At 71.1% G+C, this 24998-nt stretch carries 25 protein-coding genes and 3 pseudogenes; 13 read left to right on the top strand and 15 right to left on the bottom strand.

From position 1 onward, the window contains the following. Positions 1–156 precede the first annotated feature (156 nt). The gene (locus ABD385_RS32035) at positions 157–1611 is read left to right on the top strand and encodes an FAD-dependent oxidoreductase (protein ID WP_344582606.1); all 1455 of its coding nucleotides are present in this window, start codon (positions 157–159) and stop codon (positions 1609–1611) included. A gap of 448 nt (positions 1612–2059) precedes the next feature. Here ABD385_RS32035 and ABD385_RS32030 read toward each other — a convergent pair whose 3' ends face one another. The 3 genes and pseudogenes from ABD385_RS32030 to ABD385_RS32020 all read right to left on the bottom strand — a co-directional run bounded on the left by ABD385_RS32030 (position 2060) and on the right by ABD385_RS32020 (position 3387). Beyond that, the gene (locus ABD385_RS32030; RefSeq protein ID WP_344582605.1) at positions 2060–2266 is read right to left on the bottom strand and encodes a hypothetical protein; all 207 of its coding nucleotides are present in this window, start codon (positions 2264–2266) and stop codon (positions 2060–2062) included. 13 nt (positions 2267–2279) lie between these two features. Further along, positions 2280–2476 (bottom strand): annotated as a pseudogene (locus ABD385_RS32025) (IS256 family transposase); the annotation flags it as partial. A gap of 182 nt (positions 2477–2658) precedes the next feature. Further along, positions 2659–3387, bottom strand: a complete 729-nt coding sequence (locus tag ABD385_RS32020; protein WP_344582603.1) for a TetR/AcrR family transcriptional regulator — start codon at positions 3385–3387, stop codon at positions 2659–2661. Positions 3388–3476: 89 nt separating this feature from the next. On the opposite strand from ABD385_RS32020, the gene ABD385_RS32015 reads away from it, so the two are divergent. After that, positions 3477–4337 carry an SDR family oxidoreductase gene (locus ABD385_RS32015; protein ID WP_344582601.1) on the top strand — a complete coding sequence of 287 codons (861 nt, stop codon included), beginning with the start codon at positions 3477–3479 and terminating at the stop codon, positions 4335–4337. A 412-nt stretch (positions 4338–4749) separates the two neighbouring features. Next, complete coding sequence (locus ABD385_RS32010) at positions 4750–4983, top strand: hypothetical protein (RefSeq protein WP_344582599.1); 234 nt, start codon at positions 4750–4752, stop codon at positions 4981–4983. Positions 4984–5034: 51 nt separating this feature from the next. Here ABD385_RS32010 and ABD385_RS32005 read toward each other — a convergent pair whose 3' ends face one another. Next, positions 5035–5901 carry an NAD(P)H-binding protein gene (locus ABD385_RS32005; protein WP_344582598.1) on the bottom strand — a complete coding sequence of 289 codons (867 nt, stop codon included), beginning with the start codon at positions 5899–5901 and terminating at the stop codon, positions 5035–5037. A gap of 74 nt (positions 5902–5975) precedes the next feature. Between ABD385_RS32005 and ABD385_RS32000 the strand changes: the two genes are divergently transcribed. The 4 genes and pseudogenes from ABD385_RS32000 (at position 5976) to ABD385_RS31985 (ending at position 9728) form a co-directional block, all read left to right on the top strand. Beyond that, entirely contained in the window at positions 5976–6401 is a 426-nt protein-coding gene (locus ABD385_RS32000; protein WP_344582597.1) for a winged helix-turn-helix transcriptional regulator, read from the top strand. A 321-nt stretch (positions 6402–6722) separates the two neighbouring features. Next, a pseudogene (locus ABD385_RS31995) lies at positions 6723–7223 on the top strand (DUF2207 domain-containing protein); the annotation flags it as partial. A 581-nt stretch (positions 7224–7804) separates the two neighbouring features. Beyond that, the gene (locus ABD385_RS31990; protein ID WP_344582595.1) at positions 7805–8446 is read left to right on the top strand and encodes a DUF2207 family protein; all 642 of its coding nucleotides are present in this window, start codon (positions 7805–7807) and stop codon (positions 8444–8446) included. Between the two features lie 166 nt (positions 8447–8612). Beyond that, positions 8613–9728: an NAD(P)/FAD-dependent oxidoreductase gene (locus ABD385_RS31985; protein WP_344582593.1), complete on the top strand. Its 1116-nt coding sequence runs from the start codon at positions 8613–8615 to the stop codon at positions 9726–9728. A 511-nt stretch (positions 9729–10239) separates the two neighbouring features. Here the strand turns inward: ABD385_RS31985 and ABD385_RS31980 are convergent. Then, the gene (locus ABD385_RS31980) at positions 10240–10455 is read right to left on the bottom strand and encodes a hypothetical protein (RefSeq protein WP_344582592.1); all 216 of its coding nucleotides are present in this window, start codon (positions 10453–10455) and stop codon (positions 10240–10242) included. Between the two features lie 53 nt (positions 10456–10508). Then, positions 10509–11276, bottom strand: a complete 768-nt coding sequence (locus ABD385_RS31975; protein ID WP_344582590.1) for a MerR family transcriptional regulator — start codon at positions 11274–11276, stop codon at positions 10509–10511. Positions 11277–12322: 1046 nt separating this feature from the next. Between ABD385_RS31975 and ABD385_RS31970 the strand changes: the two genes are divergently transcribed. Continuing rightward, entirely contained in the window at positions 12323–13396 is a 1074-nt protein-coding gene (locus ABD385_RS31970; RefSeq protein WP_344582588.1) for a glycoside hydrolase 5 family protein, read from the top strand. Between the two features lie 98 nt (positions 13397–13494). Here ABD385_RS31970 and ABD385_RS31965 read toward each other — a convergent pair whose 3' ends face one another. Both ABD385_RS31965 and ABD385_RS31960 read right to left on the bottom strand, forming a co-directional pair. After that, complete coding sequence (locus ABD385_RS31965) at positions 13495–13851, bottom strand: nuclear transport factor 2 family protein (protein WP_344582586.1); 357 nt, start codon at positions 13849–13851, stop codon at positions 13495–13497. Between the two features lie 34 nt (positions 13852–13885). Next, positions 13886–14590, bottom strand: a complete 705-nt coding sequence (locus ABD385_RS31960) for an SDR family oxidoreductase (RefSeq protein WP_344582687.1) — start codon at positions 14588–14590, stop codon at positions 13886–13888. Between the two features lie 158 nt (positions 14591–14748). Here ABD385_RS31960 and ABD385_RS31955 point away from each other — a divergent pair. The 4 genes and pseudogenes from ABD385_RS31955 to ABD385_RS31940 all read left to right on the top strand — a co-directional run. After that, positions 14749–14856: pseudogene (locus ABD385_RS31955) on the top strand (MmyB family transcriptional regulator); the annotation flags it as partial. A gap of 65 nt (positions 14857–14921) precedes the next feature. Next, positions 14922–15266, top strand: coding sequence for an MmyB family transcriptional regulator (locus ABD385_RS31950; RefSeq protein ID WP_344582584.1), 345 nt, complete (start codon positions 14922–14924; stop codon positions 15264–15266). A gap of 153 nt (positions 15267–15419) precedes the next feature. Beyond that, positions 15420–15854, top strand: a complete 435-nt coding sequence (locus tag ABD385_RS31945) for an Rrf2 family transcriptional regulator (protein ID WP_344582685.1) — start codon at positions 15420–15422, stop codon at positions 15852–15854. A 95-nt stretch (positions 15855–15949) separates the two neighbouring features. Then, positions 15950–16696 carry an SDR family NAD(P)-dependent oxidoreductase gene (locus ABD385_RS31940; RefSeq protein WP_344582582.1) on the top strand — a complete coding sequence of 249 codons (747 nt, stop codon included), beginning with the start codon at positions 15950–15952 and terminating at the stop codon, positions 16694–16696. A gap of 386 nt (positions 16697–17082) precedes the next feature. On the opposite strand, the gene ABD385_RS31935 is transcribed toward ABD385_RS31940, so the two are convergent. Both ABD385_RS31935 and ABD385_RS31930 read right to left on the bottom strand, forming a co-directional pair. Continuing rightward, on the bottom strand, positions 17083–17898 hold the full coding sequence (locus tag ABD385_RS31935) for a class I SAM-dependent methyltransferase (RefSeq protein ID WP_344582683.1): 816 nt from the start codon (positions 17896–17898) through the stop codon (positions 17083–17085). A 28-nt stretch (positions 17899–17926) separates the two neighbouring features. Next, positions 17927–18145, bottom strand: a complete 219-nt coding sequence (locus ABD385_RS31930) for a hypothetical protein (protein WP_344582580.1) — start codon at positions 18143–18145, stop codon at positions 17927–17929. A gap of 203 nt (positions 18146–18348) precedes the next feature. Between ABD385_RS31930 and ABD385_RS31925 the strand changes: the two genes are divergently transcribed. Then, positions 18349–19311 (top strand): aminoglycoside phosphotransferase family protein, encoded by a 963-nt coding sequence (locus ABD385_RS31925; protein WP_344582579.1) that lies wholly within the window; start codon positions 18349–18351, stop codon positions 19309–19311. A 325-nt stretch (positions 19312–19636) separates the two neighbouring features. On the opposite strand, the gene ABD385_RS31920 is transcribed toward ABD385_RS31925, so the two are convergent. The 5 genes from ABD385_RS31920 to ABD385_RS31900 form a co-directional block, all read right to left on the bottom strand. Further along, positions 19637–19918, bottom strand: coding sequence for a YciI family protein (locus ABD385_RS31920; protein WP_344582578.1), 282 nt, complete (start codon positions 19916–19918; stop codon positions 19637–19639). A gap of 145 nt (positions 19919–20063) precedes the next feature. Continuing rightward, on the bottom strand, positions 20064–21335 hold the full coding sequence (locus ABD385_RS31915) for an alpha/beta fold hydrolase (protein WP_344582577.1): 1272 nt from the start codon (positions 21333–21335) through the stop codon (positions 20064–20066). Between the two features lie 2 nt (positions 21336–21337). Continuing rightward, a complete protein-coding gene (locus tag ABD385_RS31910; protein WP_344582576.1) occupies positions 21338–22504 on the bottom strand; it encodes a homogentisate 1,2-dioxygenase in 1167 nt (388 codons plus the stop codon). 333 nt (positions 22505–22837) lie between these two features. Then, entirely contained in the window at positions 22838–23770 is a 933-nt protein-coding gene (locus ABD385_RS31905) for a helix-turn-helix domain-containing protein (protein WP_344582574.1), read from the bottom strand. 185 nt (positions 23771–23955) lie between these two features. Then, on the bottom strand, positions 23956–24998 hold a 1043-nt coding region (locus ABD385_RS31900), incomplete at its 5' end, for an NAD(P)/FAD-dependent oxidoreductase (protein ID WP_344582572.1).

Below are 24998 nucleotides of genomic sequence, written 5' to 3'. Positions count from 1 at the left end.
CACGCTGAGCGGGAGGAAGCTGCCGGGCGGGGCCGCGGCCTCACGATCCGGGCTCGCCCGCGGGCGCTTTCCCGGTCACTGGGAGCTGGGCCATGTGCCGATCGCTTCGGCCCCCTACGCTCCTGCCCTCATTCCGCGAGGCGAGGGGACGACGACATGAAACCGTACGCAGCAGCGGACATCGGCACCTGGGACCACACGGCGGACGTGGTGATCGCCGGGTACGGAGTGGCCGGCGCCGCGGCCGCCGTGGAGGCCGCACGGGCCGGCGCCGACGTCCTGGTACTGGAACGGGCCGGCGGCTGGGGCGGAGCCGCGGCCCTGGCAGGCGGCTTCATCTACCTCGGCGGAGGCACCGCGCTCCAGCGCGCCTGCGGGTTCGACGACTCGCCGGAGGAAATGGCCACGTTCCTCATGGCAGCGATGGGGCCGGGGGCCGACGCCGCGAAGATCTCCGCGTACAGCGAGGGCAGCGTCGCGCACTTCGACTGGCTGGTCGAGTGCGGCGTGCCCTTCAAGCCCGTCTTCTACGGCGAGCCCGCCTGGGAACCGGCCGGCGACGAGGGCCTGATGTACTCCGGCGGCGAGAACGCCCACCCGTTCGCCGAACTCGTCCGGCCGGCGCCGCGCGGCCACCTGCCGCAGATGGAGAACAAGCGCACCGGCGAGCGCGGCGGCGGCTACATGCTCATGAAGCCGCTGGTGGAGACCGCCGAGCGACTCGGCGTCAAGGCCCATTACGGCATGCGGATCGAGGGGTTGGTGACCGAGCGGGACGGCACGGTGTGCGGCGTGGTCGCCCGCAGCTACGGGGAGCGGGTCACCGTACGGGCGCGGCGCGGCGTCGTGCTCGCGACCGGCAGCTTCACCTACAACGAGGAGATGCTGGCGGCCCACGCCCCGCTGCTCCTGGACCGACCTGGCTCGGCAGTCGAGGAGCACGACGGCCTCGCCGTGCGGCTGGCCCAGGCGTTGGGCGCGGGGATCGCGCACATGGACGCCTGCGAGGTCGCCCTGCATATGGACCCGCAGTACCTGATCCGCGGGATCATGGTCAACGGTCGGGGGCAGCGGTTCATCAATGAGGACACCTATCCAGGACGGATCGGTCAGGCCGCCCTGTTCCAACAGGCCAACCAGACGTTCCTCGTCCTCGACGAGGAGGGGTTCGAGGAGGCCCACCGGGTCTCCCCCGCGCCGGAGATGCTGCAGCTGCGACCGTCGTGGGTGTGCGAGACAGCGGCCGAACTGGCCGCCGAGATGGGGCTGCCGCCCGGCGCCCTGGAGGCGACGCTGGAGGTGTACAACCGGCACGCCGCGGAGGGCCGCGACTCTCTTCTGCACAAGGCCGCCCGCTGGCTGCGGCCCCTGCGCGGCCCGCTGGGCGCCGTGGACCTGCGGGGCATGACGTCGGGCTTCGCCCTCGGCGGACTGACCACCGGCCCGGATGCCGAAGTGCTGCATGTGGACGGCGAGCCGATCCCCGGACTGTTCGCGGCGGGCCGGGCGACGGCGGGCATCGCCGCCTGGGGGTACGCGAGCGGCGCGTCGCTCGGTGACGGCAGCTTCTTCGGCCGCAGGGCCGGCCGGCGTGCGGCGCTGAACCGCTGACCGTGGGTGTGGGTGTGGGTGTGGGTGGGCCGCAGGTCGGGCCCATCCACGCTGCCGGCTTGGCGTTGCCGGGCCAGATCGACGGCCGGATCGGCGGGCGGATCGGCGGGTGAGTCCGGGTCCACGGCACGCGCCACGGCAGGGGCCTGATGCACACCCGTGGCGCGTACGGAGGCAAGGGGCGGGGCGGGGCGGGGTGGATACTCGTCAGGCCGCGCGGGCAAGCGGGTCCACGGGCGGGCCGGCGTACGGGCCCGGCGACGGCCGGCGACGGCGAAGCAGCAGAGCACGGCCGACAGACACGTTTTTCCCCTCAGGGCCGGCCGCTGAGCAACTGTTGAAAGCTGTGGACCAGTAGCCGTTCACCATGACTCATGTGCCAGGTGGACAAGCCCTTCGATGGCGACCAGCTGTGCCCGCAGGGCGGGGTTGGGGGCTGGAGTGGTCGTCAGCAGCACCTGAACCGTCGGATGCTCGGTGACGTAGAGGTCGTCTTCACCGTCATCACCGGGAATCGGGTTGGGCTGTATCTCGATCTCACCGTCGGGTAGTAGCTGTCGCGCTCGGTGAAGAACAGCCCGAGGCTGCTGCCGGCGAGGCGAACGAGCTCGCTGGCAGTGTGGCTGCTGGTGCCGTAGATGTTGTAGTCGGTCATGGTGCACCAGACCTTATGCCGCGAAGGTCCGGGTGCGTTCGACCAAGGGGCCACGTCCGAAGCGGGCTCCGGCCCGGACGAGGGCAACGAGATGGGGTGCGTTCACGGCTCGCCACCGGCTCCGGGCGGACTCGACCAACTTGACGACGATCACCAAGGCCGCCGCTCGGGAACCGGCCCCTTCGTGACCTTCGTTCGCAGCCTCACCGTCGGGCGCCGCGCGACGGCATTCTGGTCGTCGCGCGCCAGTCGTCGCGAGACCACCTTGACGGCCAGTGGTCACGAAGCTGGACGGGTGGGTTTCCAACACCAGGTTCGCCGCGACAAGCTCGTCCTGGAGCGGCGTGCCGTGCTCACCGGGCGTGGCCGCTCCGGAGCCCACCAACGGTGGATCAGGTCTGCGGCGTGCCGTCGTCCGCCGCCAGGCGGGTGAGCCACTCGCGCAGCAGGCACTGCTCGGCGTCGCTCAGGAGGTCGGGATTGTCGGGGAGGGCTGCGCGCAGCGCGCGGGCCGCTGGGGCCGGGCCGGACTCCGCGGCGGGCAGCGTCGGTTCGGCGCGGGTTACGGCGGCGACCATGGACTCGCGAAGGACATTCAGGAGCTCCGGATTGCGGCGTTCTGCTGGGGTGGCGTGCCAGGTGGTGACCCCGCCTTGGCCGGTGGCCTGGATGATCTGGGCGGCCAGTTCCTCGTCGACCCGCAGCCATCCCGCGGCCGCCAGCCGGCGCACCCGGCCGCGGAGGATCTCCAGACCCGCGCGGTGTGCCGCGTCCGACGCCGAGCCGGTGGCCCTGTTCATCACGGCGAACAGTTCGGGGCGCGAGACCCCGAACTCCACCACCATGTCCCAGCCGCGGCGCAGTTCCTCCACCGGATCCTCCGGCGCGGGGTCGAGCTGCGCGCGCTTGCTCTCCAGGAATTGCGCATAGCCGTGCTCGGCGACCGCTTCCAGCAGCCCGTCCTTGTCGCCGAAGTGGCGGTAGATGGCCGGCGGTTGCATGCCGGCCGCGGCGGCGACCGCGCGGGTGCTCACCGCGTGGGGACCGCCGCTCTCCAGCAGTTCGATGGCCGCCTCGATGATGCGCCGGCGGGGGCTGTCGGTGGTGTCACGGAGAGGCATGTATCGATGATATCGGATGCTCGCTTCCATCGTTAGTTTCGGTGTTATCGTTGAAATGATTCCACCGGAAACACTGTCTGGAGAACCCCGTGATCATCGTGACCGGAGCCACCGGAAACCTCGGCCGCCGCACCGTCGAGCGCCTCCTGGAGCGCCTGCCCGCCGACCGCGTGGGCGTCAGCGTCCGCGACCCCCGCAAGGCCCAGGACCTCGCCGACCGCGGCGTCCGCGTCCGTCAGGGCAGCTTCGACGACCCCGCCTCACTCGTCCACGCCTTCAAGGGCGCCGAGCAGTTGCTGCTCGTCTCCCTCGACCGCACGGGCGAGGAGTGCGTCACCGGCCACCGCACCGCGATCGACGCCGCCGTGCAGGCCGGAGTCGGCCGCATCCTGTACACCAGCCAGACGGGTGCCGCCCACGACTCCCGCTTCCAGGCATGCCGTGACCACGCCCAGACGGAGGACCTGCTGCGCGCCACCGGTCTGCCCTGGACTGCGCTGCGCAACGGCTTCTACACCGCCAGCGCCCTGCAGTTCCTGGAGTCCGCCCGCCACACCGGCGACATCGCCCTCCCCGCCGACGGCCCCGTCGCCTGGACCGGCCACGACGAACTCGCCGAGGCCACCGCGGCGATCCTCACCGACGAGGGCCGCTTCGAGGGGCCCACCCCGCCGCTCACCGGCCCGGCAGCGCTCGACTTCGACGCCGTCGCCGAGATAGCGGCCCAGGCCACCGGGCGGCCCTTCACCCGCACCGTCGTCCCCGGCGACGCCTTCCGCGAGCAGGCCCTCGCGCACGGCGCCCCCGCCCCGATCGCCGACCTGATGCTGAGCATCTTCGCGGCGGCACGCAATGGTGAATTCGCCACCGTCGACCCGACCCTGGCCGAATTGATCGGTCGCGAGCCCGCCACCTTCCGCACCTTGCTGGAGCACGCCTGGGCCGAATAGACCTCGTGGGGCACCGTGCGCGACAAGCCCGTGGGGCACGGTGCGCGGCTAGCGGACCTGGCGGAGCCGGATGGCCGGATCTGGACAGCACCGGCCAGCGGCGTGGAGGCCCGCGACACGGTGCGCACCACCCCGGCGGAACCATGCCCCCGTGTTGCGTCCGGCCAGGCGCTCCCAGCGCCTGGCCGGCCCGCATCCGCGGCCGCGGCAGTCTCGAAGTGGATCGCCAGCCGCGCGCCGGACCCTCTGCGGCCAGCACCGGCCGCAGACAGTTCTGACTCGACCAGCAGCGCAACAGCCTCTCCATCACCAAGCGCCGCGGCAGGGCAGCAGGGGTGTGCGTGAGCGTGCGGTGGGGAGGCATTCGAACAGCGGCTCGCGACCGCGCGGGCCCGGCCGAAGGAATGCAACCATGCGCCGCTACCGCAACTACTGGGCCTACAGCGCCGGCCTCGCTCTCGCCTGGGCGTTGGTCTTCACTCTGACCGGCGCGCTGCACGGCGGGGCGGCAGCCCAGCACCTGCTGCCCGTGTTCGGCGGCTTCTGCATCGGCTGGACGAGCACGACGATCGCCCGCTACTTCTACCCACCACCACGCCGCTGGACGCCGCCGCGACAGACCCCGGGACCTCGGACAGGCCAATGACCGCCGGGACGGGCCGTGTGGAAGCGTGCCGAGGTCCGTCCGCAAGGCGCATCAGTCGTGGCCGTGTCGGCCGGCTTCGTACGAGCCGAGGGCAGCGGTGATCACGTCCAGGGCAGGTCGGGGTGCACGGCCGAGAAGCTCGGTCAGGTGACTTTCGGTGCTGTTCAGGAAGCCGGCCGCGATGTTGGCGTATGCGGAGACGACCATCGGAATCTGCCAGTCGGGCACACCTGATGTGCGCAGCTCCGAGCGCAGTTCGGATAGTGCGATGGGCTCGTAGGCGATCTGCTGTCCGGTTGCCGCTGCTACCGCGCGGGCGATGTCAGCTCCGCCGAGAGCGGTGTCCCCGACGAGTTCGTAGATCTTGTTCCGGTGGACGGCGGGGCGATCCAGGGTGACGGCTGCGGCTGCCGCGAGGTCCTCCCGGGCCACCGACGCCAGCTTGCCCGCGCCCTGAGGGCCGGTCAGCCGTCCCGTGGCCGCCGCGTGCCGGGCATCCGGAATGCTCAATTCTGCGTAGAGGCCGTTGCGCAGAACGGTCCAGTACGCACGACCGGCCATCAGCCGGCGCTCCGTCCAACGGTGCGCGAGCGCAGTGGCGAGGTGATCTCCGCTGCCGGTCAGGCTCGTGTAGACGATGTGGCCCACCCCCGCCCGCTCCGCGGCCTCGATCGCGGCCTGGTGACGGGCTATGACCTCGTCGTCCTCGCCGTAGCCGGCCGAGACCAGCAGCACGACGTGAGCGCCTGCGAAGCCCTTCGCGAGGGTGCTCGGATCGTCGAAGTCGATCCGGCGGACGGGCACCTCGGCCTGGACCAGCTCCGGTGTGCGACTCGCGGCCACGACGTCTGCGCGCCGGGAGATCCGTTGCAGCACCAGGCCGCCCAGACTGCCTGCTGCCCCAGTGACGAGGATCATGCCGTGCCCCCTATGGTTCGATGCGTCACGGCGATGGTGCGGCCCGAGCGCCCTGCCAACAAGGAGGCACTTCCATGTCGGTCAGGCACACCGCAGTAACCACCGCACCCGTACTGCCCGCCGGTGACGAGGAGTTGGTGTGCGACATCCGGGAAGTGGTGCAGCGCATCGGCGACCGGTGGTCGGTCCTGGTGATCGTCGAACTCGCCCAAGGCGTACGGCGTTTCCGGCAGCTCCAGCGGGCCGTGCCCGGCATTTCCCAGCGCATGCTCACCCTGACCCTGCGCCGCCTGGAACGCGACGCCTTGGTCGACCGAACCGTCTACCCGACCGTCCCCGCCCAGGTCGAGTACGAGCTGACCGACACCGGCCACAGCCTGACCTTCGTACTCAAGATGCTTGCCGACTGGGGCGCAGAGCACCGCGATACAGTCATGGAATCCCGTGCCAGATGGGACGCGAAGCGTCCTGACGCCGACGTCCACCACGACGGCGGGTGACTTGCCCCTCCCCCGCCCTTCCTGTCCCTCCTGCGTAGCGTCTCGTGGGCGGCAACGACCTTGCTGCGCCCCGCCGTCAGCGCTCCGGCCAGGTGCGGTATGCCGACCACGGTGCGCCGGGGGGGGCGACAGCAGCCCGTCCTCTTGGAACAGGCGCGGCACCAACGCAGACTGACCGCCACACGCACGGAGCACGGCATGGGCAGCATTTCGGGTTGATTCGGTCGGGGGGGGGAACGGGGGCGGCATGGACGAACGCAGAGGTAGTACGGCGGCGGAGGTGGCACGGCGGCGAGCGCGGCCGCCGCGAGTTCGGAACACGTGGCCCGGTTGTGGACTGCGGCAGCGATCGCCGCCGACGGCCGCACCCATGTCACCGAGGTGATCGACTACGACTTCGGGAACGCGCGGCGGCACGGCATCTTCCGCGACGTCCCGGACCTCGCCGCCGAGGCGGAGGTGAGCGTCACGACGGGCGGGAAGCGGATCCCGTCCGTCGTCGAGCCCAGCGAGGAGGACAGCGGCGCGTCCCGCATCCGTATCGGCGACGCCGACCACACCGTCACCGGCCTGCACCGCTACCGCATCCAGTACCAACTGAACGACATCGCCCCTGCCGGGAGGCTCGCGTGGAACGCGGTCGGCACCGGGTGGCAGGTCCCGCTCGACCGCGTCGAGATCCACGCGACCGGCCCCTTCACCTTCGACGGCATCCGCTGCGCCGCCGGCGCACGCGGCTCCCAAGGCCCCTGCCCCGTCAGCCAACTTCAGCCGGGTCACCTCACGCTCACCATCGACGGCCTCGCGGCCGGCCATGGCGCGACCCTCTACGCCACGTCCGCAGGCCGACTCGCCACCACTCCACCGCCCCCAGCACAGCCCGCCGGGCCGCTCCCCACCGTCCACCGGCCCGATGCGCTGCGCGTGGGACTGCTCACGGCCGGCGTCTTCCTCGCCGCCGCCCTGCTGGCAGGATGGCTGGTACGCCTGGCCACTCGCGAGGTGATCGGCGCCGACGCGCAACCAGGCACCGTTGCGGGACCGGCGGGCGCGGTGCGTCGCATCGACGTCACCCGGCTCCCTTCCCTCGCCACTGAGACCTCCTCCCCGCCTGACGAACTGACTCCAGCGCAGGGCGGCGTCCTGCTCGCCGGCGAGATCCGGAACCGACACCGGGCCGCCTGGCTGCTGAGCGCCGCGAACGACGGCTACCTGGTCGTGGACGACAGCGAATCGCCAGCTGTCTTGACGCGACCTTCCCGGGAGCAGGTCCCGCGCTCCGACCGCGCCGTCCGGGAGGTGCTGGACCAGGCATTCGCCGGCCGTGACGCGCTGGTGCTCGGCGGCCGCTACGACAGGCGCTTCGCCAAGGCCTGGAGCAGAATCGGCGACCAACTGGCCCGGTGGCGACACGACAGCGGCAGTGTGTGGGACAACAGAGCCCACCACGCAGAAAGCGCATCGGGCGGACCGGCACCGTCGGTTTCCTGGTGGCCCTGGTCGCCCTGGTCATCGCCGGAGTTGCCGCAGGCCGCTCGACCACCAGCTGGCCAGTACTGCTCCACCTCGCCGCTGCCGCTGCCACTGCCACTGCCGTCGCGGGAGCGGGGGCGGGGCTGTTCGCCCACCGGGACGAAGTGCCTGTGCTCACTGCCCAGGGCACGGCCCTGTGGCTCCGGATCGAGAGCTTCCGCCGCCATCTGACCGGCGCCGGGGCACAGAACGTGGAGGCGGCGGCCGACGCGGGCACCCTGGACCACTACACCGCGTGGGCGGTGGCGCTCGGCGTAGCCGACCGTTGGAGTCGCGCGGTGTCCGCATCGACGACTCCCCCACCCGCCCCGACCAGTCAACGGGCCCCACGGGCGTCACTGTTCAGCCCGCTCATGGCCCTCGCGATCCTCAACGCCGTCTCCTCCAGCACCAGGCAACCGGCCCCCAGTGACTCAGCCGGCTCCGCCCCCGGCCCCAGTTCCGGTCCCGGCACCGACAGCAGCTACTCCGTCGGCGGAGGGGAGGGCGGAGGAGGCGGAGGCTCCTGGTGAACCTCCACGGCTGTCGGGGCGTCGACGGGGCGTGCCCGGGCACGACGGCGACAGAGCGCACCGCGATGTCACATCTCGCCGCCCCCCACCGTCCCCTATGCGTAGGCCAGGCAGCGCCGCCCGCCGGAGGACGGCGCCCCGGAACGTCTCGTCCCAGGAGTACACAGTGAAGATCGTCCCGCATACACGACCCGCGCTGCAGGTCGTGGTCCTCGGCGGCGGCTATGCAGGCATGATGGCCGCGCTCCGCCTCGCCCCGTACGCGCGGGTCACCCTTGTCGATCCCAGCGATCGCTTCACCGAACGCGTCCGGATGCACGAACTCGCCGCCGGCCGCCCCGATGTGACCCACTCCCGTGCCCGGCTGCTGCACGGCACCGGCATCGAGCACCTGGCCGCCCGCGCCACCACCCTCGACCCCGATGCCCGCGCCGTTCACACCGACACCGGCCGCACCCTGCGCTACGACCGCCTCGTCTACGCCCTCGGCAGCCACACCACCCCGGGAGGAGAGCCCGGCGAACGCCTCTACACCGCCGAGACCGCAGACGCGCTCCACGCGCGGCTGTGCCGGCGGCCCGGCACGCTGGCAGTAGTCGGCGGCGGCCTCACCGGTATCGAGATGGCCGCCGAGATCGCCGAGGCGCACCCCGGCTGGAAGGTCCGGTTGCTCACCGGCGCAACGCTCGGCCCCGGTCTGTCCGACCGCGGCCGGGCCCATGTCCGTACCGCCCTGGACCGCCTGCGGGTGACGGTCGTAGAGGGCCACCGGGTCGCCGGGGCGGACGCCGTGGACGCGGACGCGGTCCTGTGGACGGCCGCGATGACCGCCACCGGCGGCCTCGCCCGGGACGCCGGATTGGACACCGACCCGGCCACCGGCCGCATCCGGGTGGACGCCGCGCTACGGTCGGTCAGCCACCTCGACATCTACGCCGCGGGCGACGCGGCCGCGGCCCGCGCCCGCCGCGCCGGCGCCCTGCGGATGGCCTGCGCCGCCGCCCTTCCCACCGGAGCCCACGCCGCGGCCGCCATCGCCGCCGAAACACGGGGCACCGCGCCGCGCCCGCTGGCCTTCTCGTTCCTCATCCAGTGCGTCAGCCTGGGGCGGAAGGACGGCCTCGTGCAGAAAGTACGGGCCGACGACAGCCCGCGCGAAGCCGTACTGACCGGACGTCCGGCGGCCCACTTCAAGGAGCGCATCATCCGCTTCACCCTCACCTTCCTACGACTGGCCGCCCACCGGCCCGGCGCACTGCGCCTCGTCCCCTGGATCGGCTGACCAGGCGAGCGGCACGCGGTGCGCTCGGCCCGTCCCGCACTGGCGCCGGCGTCCGCTACGGCGAGAGCGAGCGCCAGAGCCGCGCGCTATGCCGGACCCACCGAACGCGGCCGGCACGCCGAGGGGCGGACCTGGTGGGCGTCGCGGTGGGCGGCTGTCGCGGAGGGGGGAGGAGTTCGAGCCGAGGAGGTCTTGCATGGTGCCACCTGGGGTTTTCTGGCACTCGTACTGGCCGGTAACACTGGGTCGTGCAAGCACACTCGAACCCTGCCTGCCCCGCACCCGTGTCGTAGACGGCCGTCGACCAGCACCAACGCCTCCTCCGGATGCGAAGCCAGGTCGGATTCCGACGACTGATCCTCCCGGCCTTGCCGCGGTCACTGACCCCGCGTTCCCGGCCGGGAGGTCTGGTTTCGTAGGCGAGTTTCGCGAACACCTCGGTGCTTGCTTCAGGACTCTGGTCGTGCTGTGCACGACGAGGGGGCCGGGTGCTGCCGAAGCCCAAGGTCGATCAGAGGGAGTTCGGCCGGCCGGAGCGGGCCTTCGGCGGCTTCTGGTCCAGGCAGGAGAAGTTGATGGCGGCGTGAACCACGAGCGCCACTGGCAAAGCCAGGAGAAGGTTCCACGACACCGCGCCGACCGCAGCCAAGAGGCAGATGACGGGGAGGACGAGGAGCGTGGGGACCGTTGAGGTCAGGGCGATGCGCAAACGGGTTCGGCGATTCATGACCAGACTCCTTGAGCACATGGAAGTGACGGGGTGAACACAGCAGGGGCAGGTCAGGTGGGCCTGTGGCGAGCGCGGTCCAGGTACTCGGCCAGCTCTCGCCAGTCGTCGGCTGGAGCGTCGGGGTCTCCCGACATGGCGGCCGGTTCGTCGTGCCAAGCAGCCCTCACTCCGGCGGAGATGCCGGCATCGTGGCCGGTGAACAACGCGCCCAGCTCATCCATGCGGGCCACCAGCTGCCGAACCTTCTGATCCGTGGCAGGAGTTCCAGCCGCACGGAGTCGTTCGGCTCTCCGGTACAGCTCGGGCCACTCGACTTCGAGCAGGTAATGCATCGCGGGTCCCAGGGCGGCGGCACGAGTCTGTAGGACCTGCATCTCGGCGGCATCCAGGTGGCGGCGCAGCGTGTGCTCGCCCTCCGGGCCGGTGCCGCCGATCGCCCGCAGCGCGTCGAGCAGAGCCGTGGCCGTCGGAGCCTGGTCGGTCGACAGTTCCTCACCGAGTCGCACGAGCCGCTCGCGCAGGACGCCGAGCGCGACGATGGACGCCTCCACGCTCGCCAAGTGGTCCCGGACCAGCCGTGTCGGGTCGACACCCGCATCGAGACAGACGGCGATGGTGTCCAGCGCCAGCCCCAGACTTCGCAGCGCCAGTACCTGATAGAGGCGAGCGAGGTCGTCCTCGGTGTACTCCCTGTGTCCTCCCGTGGTGCGCTGTGAGGGGCTGAGCAGGCCGATGGTGTCCCAGTGGTGCAGCGTGCGCACGGTCAGCCCGCTGGCCTCCGCCAGCCGGCCTACTTTCCAGGTTGCAGAATTGGTCATGGAGCCACCATGCATCCTCACACCGCGTGAGGTTCAAGTCATGACGGCAACCCTGCCTCCACAACTCCCCCCAGGCAGTCTTCCGGGGTGCGAAGGCGGGGCGGCGGAAGCCGGCGAGCGGCATCCGGCCGGACGGCCGGACGGCCGGCCGCGAAAGCCTTGCGGCGAGCCACGGCTGTGCGTCACCGTAAGCCAACTCGCCTTCCAGTGACGCTGGTTGATGTCAGTCGTCGTCGCTTCGGTGGGTGCCGCTGCCTGGCTTGGTGATGTTCTCCGGCTCCTCGTCTTCCTCATTGCCCTTGTGCCTGTCGCTCATGCAAGCCCCCTCAGTTTCAGTGGATGGTCGGCCGGCATCACGGCCTCGCCTGGGTTCCGTCGGTACGCGGTCTGGCAGCCCGAGGCGCACACCCACCACGTGCCGGCCGCTACATGTGGTGATGCCTGGTTCAGCACCATGACTTTGTCGCAGGCAGGGCAAGCCGGAGTCATGCCGGTGCAACAGGACGCCACCCTTGCAGCCGGCTTGCCGCACGTGGAACAAGCAGTCACCTTTCCCCACCTCACATCTCGTTGTCCACCGCCACCAGACGGGAAGACGCCCCCAGCTCCAACGACTGGCCAGGCCCCGTCTCCCCCAGTGGCCTGTAGTGCTTAACGAGCGCACCGGCCCGAGGTCATCGGCGACGGTCGCTTGCCTTCGAGCCGCTCGCCTTCGAGTCGCTCACCGCCTCGCGGCGCGCCGACACACCCCGCCCGCCCCTGGGGTGACCCCAGATACGCGCCAAGAGGGCGATGGGCGACTGAAGCCCGGGCCGGCAGCCGAAGCACTCGGGCGCGGCTCTCGCCTCCCTCCGGAAGCGACACCGAGTGTTGCGAGCGGAGCCCGTCGATCACAGTCGTAATGATTATGCTTACGACTGTGGGTTCGTGGGTGCGCTGCGGGTGCTGAGGCCGGGCGGCGCCCGGAGTGCCGGACCGTACGCCGGCCCGCCGCGGCCCGCGTACTGCCGGGGCCCGCGAACACGGCGATCGGGAGAGGGGCGGACATGGCCGCGCACGGATACTTCGCACTGGACGCTTCGGCCCGATGGCGGTTCATGACGCCTGAGGGAGATCCGTTCCTGTCCATCGGCATCGTCCACGCGGACGACACGAATCTGCGGTACCCGCACAACGTCGGCCTGTTCGCCGAGCGTTACGGGTCCTCGCGCCGGCGTTGGTTGCGTGAGGGCCTGGTACCGGAGCTTTCGGCGTGGGGGTTCAACACGCTGGGGTGGAGCGCGGAGTACGTCAGCGGCAGCGGGCTGTCGGCCACGCACGACGTGGTCGACCTCGGTCACTCGGAGGGCCTGCCCGACAACGAGGCGGCCGGGGCCGGGCTGCCCTACACGTTGTCCCTGCGAGTGGCCGAGATCGAGCACTGGAACGGTCACCCGGCCTACCGCGACCCTCGGTCCGAGGCGTTCGCGCAGTGGTGCGACCACCTGGCCCGGACCCGGTGCCGACCACAGGATCCGAACCTGATCGGCTACTTCCTCGTCGACGCGCCGGCGTGGGCGCGGCACCCGACCGGCGCGGGCTACCCACGGAGCGAGCTCGGGGAGATCGCGGAGGCCTACTACCGGGTCGCGGCCCAGGCCATCCGCCGCCACGACCCGAACCACCTGGTCCTCGGCGACCGCTACGGGACGCGGGCGGGGATCCCGGAACCGGTGCTGGACGCGGCCGCGGCCCACGTGGACGTGCTGAGCCTGCAGAGCTTCCCGGCCGTCGACCAGGCGGCGATCGACGCCGTCGCCGACCGGTTCGACGGGTGGCACAGGCGCACGGGGTTGCCGATCCTCGTGGCGGATACCGGCAATTGGTGTCCGACGGTCATGAGCCCGTCGCGGGCCGGGTCGGCGCGCGACCAGGCCGAGCGCGGCGAGGGCTACCGGATGATCGCCGACACGTTCGCAGCCCGACCGTGGTGTCTGGGCTGGCACTGGTGCAGCTGGTTGGAGAACCCGCACCGCGGCTTCGGGCTCAAGGACCCGTGGGACGAGCCGTATACCGACCTGGTGCGAGTCGCCGAGGAGACCAACCGGCGCTGGAGGGACGCGCTCGCGAACGGCGCCTGACGTACGGCGCGCGGGGCCGCGGGGTGCCCCGCGCCGTCGCCGATGGCGCGCCCTCGATGCCGGTCCGTTGGATTCCCGTGGCGGCCGTTGGTGGTGGTTCAGACCTGGTTGTTCCACATGCGGAACATGGTGCAGGTGGCGTTCTCGTCGAACGTCACCGTCCAGAGGTTGGCGCAGGTGCCCAGTTCTTCGTAGCGGCCGGTGCCCTCGATCGCGGCGGTGTCGCCGTTGACGGTGAGGACGGACCACGCGAATACCCAACCGCCCTCCTGCCATGGTGCGCGATCGAGCCAGCCGTCGACGATCTCCTCGCGGCCGACCCAGTCGGTCTCGTAAGGCCATTCGTGATATTCGGCGTGCGGGGTGAAGAGAGCGGCGATGTCCTTCCTGCTGTTGGTGGCCCAGGCTCGCACGTAGCCTTCGACCCAGTCGCGTACCTGCTGTTCGCTCACCATCGGTGCTGCCGTTCCGTGACGCGGGTGCGTGTTCTCATCCTTGGGCCGTAGGTCGGACGACGAGTTCGTTGACGTCCACGTCGGCGGGCTGGTCGATGGCGTAGCGGACCGCTTCGCCGATCGCGGTGGCGGGGATCGCGATGCCCATCTGCTCCCGCACCGCGTCCCTGACCCCGCTGTCGCCGATGGACCCGGTCAGCTCGCTTCGGGTCAGGCCCGGACTGACCACGGTGACCCGCAATTCCCGGCTCTCCTGGCGCAGGCCCTCGGACAGGGCGCGTACGGCGTGCTTGGTGGCGCTGTAGACGGCCGCGGTCGGATCGACCCTCAGTCCCGAGACCGAGGAGATGTTCACGATGTGCCCGCGGCGCTGGTGCCGCATGATCGGCAGGACGGCGGCGATGCCGTGCAGGACCCCGCGCAGGTTCACGTCGATCATGTGGTTCCACTCGTCGACCCTGAGCGCATCCAGGCGCGACAACGGCATGACGACGGCGTTGTTGACCAGGACGTCGATGCGCCCGTAGCGGTCGCGGGCGGCTGCGACGAAGGACCGGACACCGGCCGGGTCGGTCACGTCCAGTCCGAGCGGGAAGGCGCTGCCTCCCCGGGCCTCGATGTCCTCGGCGAGGGCGGCGAGGCGGTCGGTGCGCCGTGCCCCGAGAACCACGTGGTGGCCGGCGGCGGCGAGCGTTCGGGCGGTGGCCTCGCCGATGCCGCTGCTGGCCCCGGTGATCAGGACCGCCTTCCTCCGGTCAGGTCGTCGACACCCTCGCGCGGGCCCCGCGACTGGAGGCCGACGCCTGCTGGCACACCTATCGCCTGGCCGGGCTCGTGCCGGGACACCACGCCCCCTCCCCCGGCGAGGAACGGGTCGCGGCGGAACTGCTACAGCTGATGGACGCCTTCCCCACGGCGGTGGCCTACGTCGTGAACCGGCGCCTGGACGTCCTCGCCTCGAACGCGCTCGCCGACGCCCTGCTCTCCCCGCTCACGGACTCGCGGAGCATGGTCAGGTCCCTGTTCTTGGACCCCGCGGCCCGCGAACTGTTCGCCGACTGGCACACACCGTGGCCCGGGACACCGTCGCCACGCTGCGGCTGGCCCAGGGCCACGAGCGCAACGGCCCGCGCATGCGCGCCCTGGTCGACGGACTGCTCGCGCGGAGCGAGGAGTTCGCGGTGCTCTGGAGCCGTCAGGACGTCAGCCGCCTGGGCAGCAAGACCAAGTCCTTCCACCACCCGCGGGCCGGACGGCTGACACTCGCCTACCAGACGTTCGAGGTCCAGAACGCTCCCGGCCAGTGCCTCCTGGTCGGCACCGCCGAGCCGGCAAGCCCCGACGCCCGCCGCCTGGCCTCGCTCGCTGCCGACCGCACCGCAGGCGACCGGAGCGGCACGACCGACCGGCGGTGACGAAGACCGCCGAGGTCTGCCGCGCTCACCCTCGACCGGGGCCTCCGCTCGGGGCCTCCAGTCGGGGCCTTCGCTCTGGGAGTCAGTTCAGGCACTCGCCGCGCGACAGTCATAACTGTTATGGTTACAACACGATCGGAGGTGATGGACGGAATGGGAGCCAACAGCCGGGTGACCGTCGCTGCGCACGCCCTGACCTGGATCGGGCTGTATCAGCGCCGCGGCCACGAGGTCGCCACCTCCGAGCAGATCGCGACGAGCGTCAACACCAACCCCGTAGTGGTCCGGCGCCTGCTGGCCCAGCTGCGCAAGGCCGGCCTGGTCGACTCGCGAAGAGGCGCCGGCGCCGGCTGGGCGCTGTCGCGGGACTTGCCGACGATCACCCTGCTCGATGTCTACGAGGCAGTGGAGCCGGGGCCGATCTTCGCCCTGCACCCCGCCACCCCCGACCCCGAGCGCGTCGTGGGCCACGGCATCGCACCGGTGCTGGGCGTCGCCTACGACGGGGTCGAGACCGCCCTTCGCGCAGAGCTGGCAAGAACAACTCTGGAGGACGTACTGCGCGAACTACTACAGCAAGCCCCCTAGCTTCGACTGCGGTCCCCATCGGACCGCGACAGCAGGGCGCCTTTTGCGCTCCTTAATGTAACCACAATAGTTACGTCAACCATTCGGAGAACGTCATGGGACAGCTGGACAACAAGACCGCCCTCGTAACCGGGGCCTCCACCGGCATCGGCCTGGCCATCGCCCGCCGGTTCGCTGCCGAGGGAGCCACCGTCTACCTCACCGGCCGCCGCAAGGCCGAACTGGACAACGCCGTCGAACAGGTCGGCGGCCGCGCGATCGGCATCCGGAGCGACGTTTCACAACTCGACGACCTCGACCGGCTCTTCGCCGAGATCACCGAGCGCAGCGGTCAACTCGACATCATCGTCGCCAACGCCGGCGTCGGCGACTTCGGTCCGCTCGGCACGATCACCGAGGAGGAGTACGACCGCACCACCTCCATCAACCTCAAGGGCACGGTCTTCACTGTCCAAAAGGCACTTCCGCTGTTGTCGGCCGGCGCCTCGGTGATCGTGCTCTCCTCCAGCGCGGCCCTGCGCGGTGTCCCGGGCCTGGGCATCTACGCCGCCACCAAGGCCGCGATCCGCAGCCTCGCCCGCACCTGGGCCGCCGAACTCGCCGGCCGCGGCATCCGAGTCAACGCCCTCACCCCCGGTCCCGTCACCACCCCCGGTGCCGACGAACTGCGGGCCGCGCTCCCGCAAGACGACCAGGCCGCCGAGCCCGCCGCACCGACCCCACTCGGCCGGGACGGCCGTCCCGACGAGGTCGCCGCCACCGCCCTCTACCTGGCCGGGGACCAGAGCTCCTTCACCACCGGCGCGGAACTGTACGTCGACGGCGGCACCACCCAGCTCTAGTCACACGGCTCGCCCTCGGCGCAATCCCGCGCCGAGGGCGCCTCGTTGACGCCTACTCGGCGCCGCACTCACATCGGCTCCGCCCTTCAGACCCCCGCGTCCCACCTTCCGGTCGGGCACCGTCCGAGGGGCTCGGCCGCTGCGGGCTACGGACCGCGGGCCAGGCCGTGTCCAATGGGTCAGTCGTCAGACCGTCCCCGTTGTCCATGGCGCAGGGTTGTGTGGCGGAAGGCGTTGAGGTCGGCGTCTGCGCAGGCAGCGGCAGTTGCGGCGAGAGTTGTACGCCCGGTCTCCGTCGACGTGATCCGGGTGGGTTGGCGGGTATCGGACAGCGCCCAGCCGACCGGCCCCCTTGGAACCGATCATCCAGGGCACCTGAAGGCGCCCTACCGGCGGACCGCCGAGATCAGTCCGCCGGGTCGCTCCTCGCGCTGCGGCGGGGTGTTGATCGGGCGGCCGTAGGCGGCGGCGCGCTCGCGCAGGGTGTGGCTGTCGGCCTCCCAACCGTGCCCGGCCAGCCAGTCCACCGGGTCGTCGGGCATCTCCGAGACCCACATGGACGCCGCCGATCCCGGCGCGGCGTCCGCGCCGAAGCGCTCGATCGCGCCGCGCGAACCCAACGTCAGCCCCATCCGGCTGCCTGGCGCCGACTGCGCGCTGATCCGGGCCAGCAGCAGTTCCACCGCGTCCTCGGGCAGATAGATCAGCAGTCCTTCGGCGATCCACACGGTCGGCGCCGCCGGGTCGTGCCCCGCGGCGGCCAGCGCGCCCGGCCAGTCGTCACGCAGATCCACCGCGACGGTGATCCGCTCGCAGCGTGCGACGGCCCGCTCCTGGCGCAGCACCGAAGCCTTGAAGTCCAGTGGGGCGGCGGTGTCGACCTCGAACAGCCGGGTGCCCTCGGGCCAGTCCATCCGGAAGGCCCGGCTGTCCATGCCGGCGCCGAGCAGTACGACCTGCCGGACCCCGGACGCGGATGCCTCCTGCAACAGGTCGTCGAGGAACTTCGTCCGGATGACGATGGAGAACGACACGGCCAGCCGGCGGCGTCGCGCGGCCTCGTCATCGGGCCGCGGCGGCGGGGAGGGCCACAGGCCGCCGGCAGCGGCGAAGGCCTGTGCCAGTGGGTCGCGGAACAGCGCGTCCTCCCGCTCGGTTTCCAGCGCCCGCACCCTGGCCACCCCCACCGCCGTGGCCCACACTCCCGACGGCTGCACCCACTCCTGCTCATCAGTCACCGCGCCAGCCTAGACGGTCGATTCCCTGGGGCCTGATGAGGGAGCTGGCATGCGTGGCCAGCCGGTCGTGTGCGGTCGTCATCGTCCTCGCGGGGGAACCATCGGCGACCTCCTCCGCGGCCGCCTCACTGGAGCCGGCGTTGAGGTAGACCCTGACGTACAGCTCAGCGAAGCCGGCTGGCGCCACCGCGTCGGAAGGCGGATCGGTCACGACAACCGGGGTGAGGGGTGAGCGGTGACCGGTGATCGCGGAGTGGCCCTGATCGATTACCGGCGAAGGCGGCGTCGGACACCGGACACAGAGGCGCGCCGGCCGGTAGCTGGGCCAGGGCTCACGCCCGGGTTCGGGCGCATGAAGTCGCTTGGCGCCCCCGTCAGGAAGTCCTACGCTCGTGGCGTGGCGGGGTACCCGAGATGAGATGGCTGGCTGAGTGTTCGGCCGAGGCACTCGGTGAGGCGCTGCGCGCCGTGGCGCCGGAGCTGAACGGATATCGGGTGACGGTCCCCGTAGCGGCGCCCGGTGATCCGCTGTGGCACAAGTCCAGTGTGATCGTCGGTGATCGGTATGCCGTGAAGTTCGCATGGTCGCGGCCTGCCGCGCTCCGTCTGGCGCGGGAGATCGGCGTCCTGGCTGCGCTCTCGCGCGCGCCGGCGCTTCCCTTCCTGCCTGACGTCGTCGCGAGCAGCACCGATCCTGTATTGCTGGTGACCCGGCTCGTGCCCGGGGCGTCCCTGTTCCAGGTCGTCGATGCAATGGACCGGGACTGCGCCGGCAGGCAGCTGGCACGGTTCTTGGCGGCCCTGCACCACCCGTCGGCCGGCGAGCGCGCCCAGGCTGCTGTCGGCGAGTTCACCGGTGCCCAACTCCCGCCGCCCATCGCCATGGCCTTGTGCGAGCCGTTGGCGCGATGGGTTCGGCCGGAGCAGCGCCGTACCGTCGTGCGCTGGTGCGAGTGGGCCGACGCCGCGTTGGCCTCCCCCGGCCCGACCGTGCTGGTCCACGGTGACCTGCACGGCGACAACCAGGTTTGGGACCACGACGAACTTCGGCTGGTGGTGGACTTCGAGACCGTCGGCACCGCCGAGCCGGAATACGACCTGCGTGCCCTTCCCGGTCCGGGGACGGGCCCGGGCGTGGAGCTGCTGACCGCCGTCATGCGGCACTACGCGCAGATCACCGGACGGCGCCTCTCTCCTGAGCGCGTGATGGCCTGGCATCTGCGCAACGCCCTCAACGACGTGCTGTGGCGCAGCGAAGCCGGCATCGCCCTGCCGGACCATCGAACACCCCCACAGTGGGTCGACGACCTCGCCCTCCGCTTCGACGCGCTCGGCATCGACCCGGTGGCGTCACCACGACAACCCGGCCAGGCATGAGGCCCCATGCCGACGATCGCCCCGCCCGGCACAGTGCACGGTGGTGTAGTGCCGCCGCGCTGTGGCGGGTCTCCACGGCGGTGGGTGCCACAGGATGGAGCGGGTGTGGTCGAAGGCGAGGATTCGGCCTGCGAGGACCGGGCCCTCACACTCCGCCCCTCCCCCAGGACCGGAAGGCGGTGCCGACGCACGGACCGCAGGCCGGAACGGGCAAGCGACGAGCCCGGCCGAGTCGCGCCGGCGCGCCCTCGGTGTGCTCCGCCCCTCCCGGCCAGATCCACCGCGTTGGGGACCTCGACGAGTTGCTCGGCGAACGTGCTGCTCATCATTCCTGCTGTCGCGCAGTGCCGTCCAGCAGGACGTGCCATTCACGGACCTCGGCCGTGGCACCGCCGGAGCGGACGACCGGGCTGTTGCGATACAGCTCCCGCGCCTCTTCGGCAGACTCGCACCGCAGTACGGCCATGCCGCCCCGGCCGTCGCCGAACGGCCCCGACATCACCAGCACGCCCTGCTCGACGAGCGCGGCAAGGAACGCCTGTTGGGCCTCGCCCACCCCGGGGTCCGGCTCGCCGGTGAAGGCGAGCGTCACGACGAAATGCTTCACACCATCCTCCTCATCGTCGAGGCACGGCTCCTGAACCACGGGAACCGCGGGAAGCGCAGGAACCACGGGAACCCTGCGCCTCGGAGCGCCCGGTTGGCCCGGCGGCGCGGCAGGGTCTGCCCGCCGGGCCGCCGGCGGCGGGCGATCACTGGTTCCGCGCTGCCGGGAAGCGCGGAACGAGCCATTCGACGACCATCCGCAGGGCCTCCGCCCGCTTCGGGAGCGGCGTGGCGAAGTGCTCGGCGTCCACGAAGCGAATGGTCTTGTCCTCGGCCGCACTTGCGTCGAACTGGGCCTGGGTGTCATCCGGGAAGCAGAGGTTGTCCGAGGTCAGGCTGATCATCAGGAGCGGGTCGTGCACCGACCGCACGGAGTCGATGAGCCGGGCCCGGGTCGACAGTCCCGACCAGGTGCTCAGCCACGCCCGCGGGGTGACCAGCCGGCCGAACCCGCCGGGCGCGTAGTTCGTCCGGTCCGGCCGCGGCCCGAGGATCGAGGCCGGCTTCCGGGTGGACTTCCAGGAGTGGAGGCTCACGTCCAGGTACGCCGGGTCGGCCTCGGTCCGGTGGACGATCATGTACTGGCCGACCACCGCCCGACGGGTGAGGTGGTTCCGCTCCTCAACGGGTAGGTCGGAGAATCCGGGCGCCGCCATCTTCCGCAGGTGGCGCCGCTGTTCGGCGATCTGCGCCCGGGCCCGGGCATCCAGCCGGGCCACCCTTACCCGCTGTGCGGCCCGGTAGCGGTCGAGGAACTCCGGCGTGTACGTGCTCGGCTCCGGGGGCTCGCGGAATCCGTTGGCCGGGTGGTACATGTCCAGTTCCGGGTCCACGGCGAGCGGATCGTCCTCGTCGACCACCGACGGGTCGATGGCGGTCATCATGAACGTCCCCTGACCGGGGTGGGCGGCGATCAGCACGAGCCCGTCGGCCGTGGGCATGTCCACCGCGTTGAGGTCCAACGGATCGCCGGACGCGGTGTCCGTCAGCCGTCCGGGCGGGGCGGTGCCGGCCTGCTGCTGGTAGAAGGCCAGCAGCGACCCACCGCCGCTGTTGCCGAGCAGCACGATCCGCTGGTAGCCGCGCTCCTCCTTCAGGCGGCGCAGCCCCGCCGCCAGGTCGAGCAGCAGTCGTTCGTGTTCGATGTCGACGTCGTTGTTGAAGCTCCGGGGCTGGTGGGCGTAGAAGGCGTAGCCGGCCTCCAGCACGGCCGGCGCGGCGTAGTGATGGCTCATGTCGCCGCGGGGGTGCGAGACCACGACCACCGTCCGCTCGCCGCCCCGGGAGTAGAGGAATCCGCGGGAGACGGCGCCGTCGTCCGCGGCGACGGTCAGGACCGTCGTCCCGGTGCCGGGCGGCAGCGCCTCGAAGTCGATCAGGCCGACGGCGTTGGCGCCGACCTGTTGCGATTGTGGCACCGCTACTCGCCCTCCTTGGCGACGGTGCCCTCGGAGTAGTGCTCGCCCCGGCGCTGCGCCGCCTGCAGTGCCGGTGCGACGGTCAACGGGTTGGCCACGTCCAGGAAGATGATCTGCATGTCGATCCGGTCGCCGGGCTTGACGTTCGTCCGCAGCTTCTTCTGCAGTTCGGCCAGGAATCCGTGGTGCCGACCCCGACGGACCAGGGAGACGCTGGCCGGGGCGACCTCCACCTGCATGGCCGTGCCGGCGTGGTGGAAGGTGAACTCGTCGTACTCCATGTTCCGGTGGTACGGGGGGATCAGCTCCGCGTCCTCGGCGGTCTCGAAGGGCCGCGGCAGGAGGTTGCCCAGCAGGAAGCCCTTGGTCATGAAGACCGTGTACGCGGACGGCATGACGTGGAGGCGGTCGCTCATGATCGGGCGGTAGTCCCGGATGTTCAACTTGAAGGGGAACAGGTCGCCCTTCCAGCCCTCGACGTCGATCGGGTCGAAGTCGTAGTAGACCGAGGTGTAGCTGCCGAGGGACTTGATCCGCACCGGCCACTCCCCCTCCTCGTTGCGGCCGTCGCCCAGCTCGTCCAGGGCGGGAGTCGGGACGTAGAGGAGGGCCGGGTCGAAGGGGGCGCGGCGGCCGAGCGGACCGATGTCGGCGAGGCTGAGTTCGTCGGCCGACTCGAAGATCAGGAAGTAGTTCACCGGGCCGGCGGGCCGCACCCGGTACGTCGTCCCCTTCGGCAGCAGGACGTAGTCGCCGGGCTCGTACGGGATCGGGCCGAACTCCGTGTAGAAGGTGCCGGTCCCCTGGTGGACGAAGTACAGCTCGTCGCCGTCGGCGTTGCGCACCGAGTAGGTCATGTCGGCGCTGCGCCGGCTCACCGAGACGGTCACGTCCTCGTTGTACGCGATCCGCTGCGGGAAGCCGCCGGCGTCGGTCAGGTCGCCGGGTTCCACGGCGGTGCCGTCGAAGTCGAGCAGTTCCCCGCCTTCCTCGGCCCGCTTCCAGCGGATCGGCTCGTTGCGGCGGTACAGGTGGGCGTCGCGGCCCTCGAATCCCTGTCGCGTCATCATGTCCTCGTGCAGGCCCAGCCCGTCCCGGGTGGTGCCCGCCTGCCGCAGGACCTTGCCCCTGCTGTGGTGGATCCATGAGCGCATCGGTCGGAGTTCCATGGCACGTCCCTTTCACCGGGTTCGTCTGTCGGACGCCTTCGACGATCGCCGACTCGGCCGGGAGGAGGAACGCCGGGCCGATACCCGTACTGACAGGGAGACCCAACCAGGCCCGGCCCTGCCCTGCCCTGCGGGTGCGGGTGTGGGTGCGGGTATCCGCCGGGCGTTCCTGCTTCGGCCGGGCGGCGGCCGAACGCGCCGACTCTGTGGAGCGCCGGGCCCTGGTCGTCGTCTGAGCGGTGGAGTTCCGCAACGGCGCGCGGGCCGGTTCGGCGCGCGTCCCGGACGCTCGCCGCCGGTGTACCGGCGAGCGTCTGGATGGCCGCGGGAGGGTCACACCGAGCCGGGATCCCCTCCCTGGTGGCCGTCCCCAAGGTCTGCGCGGCGAGCGTCCGTCGTGTCTGCGGTCTCGCTCGATCTCAGCAGGGCGTGGACGTCGCACAGGTGCCGCATCGCGGATCTGGTCGACTCGTCGTGCGGCACGCTCAGCTGGATCCAGTTGTCGGTTCCTTCGACGACCAGTACCTCGATGGTGAAGCGCATCGCGCCCGTCACGGGGTGCAGCAGCAGCCGGGTCTCCGGCCGGCGGAGCGCGACCGGGTGGGTCTCCCATCTCCGGGCGAACTCCGGTACCGCAGCCAACTCCTCGACCAGCTCGCGGAATTCTTCCTCGCCACCCCGATCAGGCTGCACCGACCGGAGCCATCCGACGATGTCGTCGGCGACGCTCGCCCACTCGCTGTCGGTGAAGATCTGACGCGCCATGGGATGCAGGAAGTGGTACCGGATGAAATTGGGGCGGTCCTGGTCCAGCGCGCCCACCGGCCTGTTCATCGCCTCCCAGGCGCGGTTCCAGGCCACCAGGTTGTAGATGGGACCCAACAGGCAGGCGGGCGTCGGATCGATCTGGTCCAGCAGGGCGCGCACCGACGCCCGCGGCGCCTCGCCGACCGGCCCGGGCACCGGCAGCAGGGTCGCCGCATGCCGCTTCAACGCCAGCCAGGCCAGGTGCACCTTCTCGTCCTCGGAGAGCCGCAACGCCTCGGCCAGCGCGGCCAGTACGGCAACGGAGGGGTTGGTGTCCCGCCCCTGCTCCAACCGCTCGAGGTACTCCACACTCAACCCGGCAAGCATCGCGAGCTCTTGCCTGCGCAGACCGGGCGTACGTCGTCGTCCGTGGGACGGCAGGCCCACCTCCTCGGGAGTCAGCTGCTCCCGGCGAGACCGCAGGAACTCCGCGAAACCGCCCTCGCCACCGCGCGTCATTCCCACCCCTGGATCCTCCCGGGCTCCCTCAGCGCAGGCGACACCTTCGGTGGCCTGCGGTGATCCGGCGCATGATCCTAGCCGACCTCCGACGCGGCGCCCATCCGCCGCCACCGCATTCCGGAAGCCCGAACTGGCAGGCGAACGTGAGGAGTTTGGGTCAGTCGACCTGGCGCTGAGCTGGGTCAGGCGGTGACGGGTGCGGTGATGTGGTCGTGGTACGCGTGCAGGGTGCGTGGGCTGTTCCAGCCGAGAGCGCCTACGATCCGGCCTCCTGCGTGGTAGAGCGCGACGAACTTGCGTGCCTGCGGGTCACCGTCGACGTATTCGATGCGTGCGTCCGGGGGGCACCAACCGTGGAACTGGATCTTGGTGTTGAACTGGTCGGTCCACCCGAACGGGACCGGCGCGTACGGTGTGGCTCCCGTGGGCCCGGCGAGGAGGTTGCGGGCGGCGGTGATGGCTTGTCGGGTGGCGTTGAGGCGCTGCTCCAGCCGGGTCCGCGTGCCGGTGAGGGGGTGTGGCCAGTTGGCGACGTCGCCGGCCGCGTAGATCCCGGGTGCGACCTGGCAGGTGCTGTCGCAGAGCACCCCGTCTCCCAGGGGGAGCCCGGAGTCGGCCAGCCAGTCGACGGCCGGGACCGAGCCGATGGCGACCACGACCAGGTCGGCGGGGAGCGAGGTGCCGTCGTCGAGTTCCACCGCACAGACCCGGCCCGCCGTGCCGAGCAGGCCGGTGACGCTGCGGCTCATGCGCAGGCGGACTCTGTGTTCGTGGTGCAACTCGGCGACCAGGCTGCCCACTTGGGTGCCGAGTTGCCTGGCCAGCGGGGTGGTTTCGATGTCGACGAGAGTGACGTCCAGGCCGAGGCTGCGGGTGGTGGCGGCGATTTCGGTGCCCAGGAATCCGGCGCCGATCACGACCACGCGGGGACCGGACGGCAACTGCGCGCGCAGCGCCAGCGCTTCGTCGAGGGTGCGCAGCACGTGCACACCGGCCAGGTCGCGGCCGAAGGGCAGGTGGCGGGGGCGCAGTCCGGTGGCGATGATCAGGCCGTCGTAGCCCAGCCGGTCCCCGTCGGCCAGTGTGACGGTGCGGGCCGCCGGGTCCAGGTGGGTTGCGCGGCAGCCCAGTTTCAGGTTCATCCGCAGCCGTTGGAGGTCGGGGTCCTGCCGCAGGGTGGTCTTGTGCGGTTCCAGTTCGCCGGTCAGGAGGTGCTTCGACAGCG

The sequence above is a fragment of the Streptomyces lunalinharesii genome (genome assembly GCF_039532155.1).
In the GTDB taxonomy this organism is placed as follows: domain Bacteria; phylum Actinomycetota; class Actinomycetes; order Streptomycetales; family Streptomycetaceae; genus Streptomyces; species Streptomyces lunalinharesii.
This window is presented reverse-complemented; position numbering and strand designations above follow the sequence as displayed.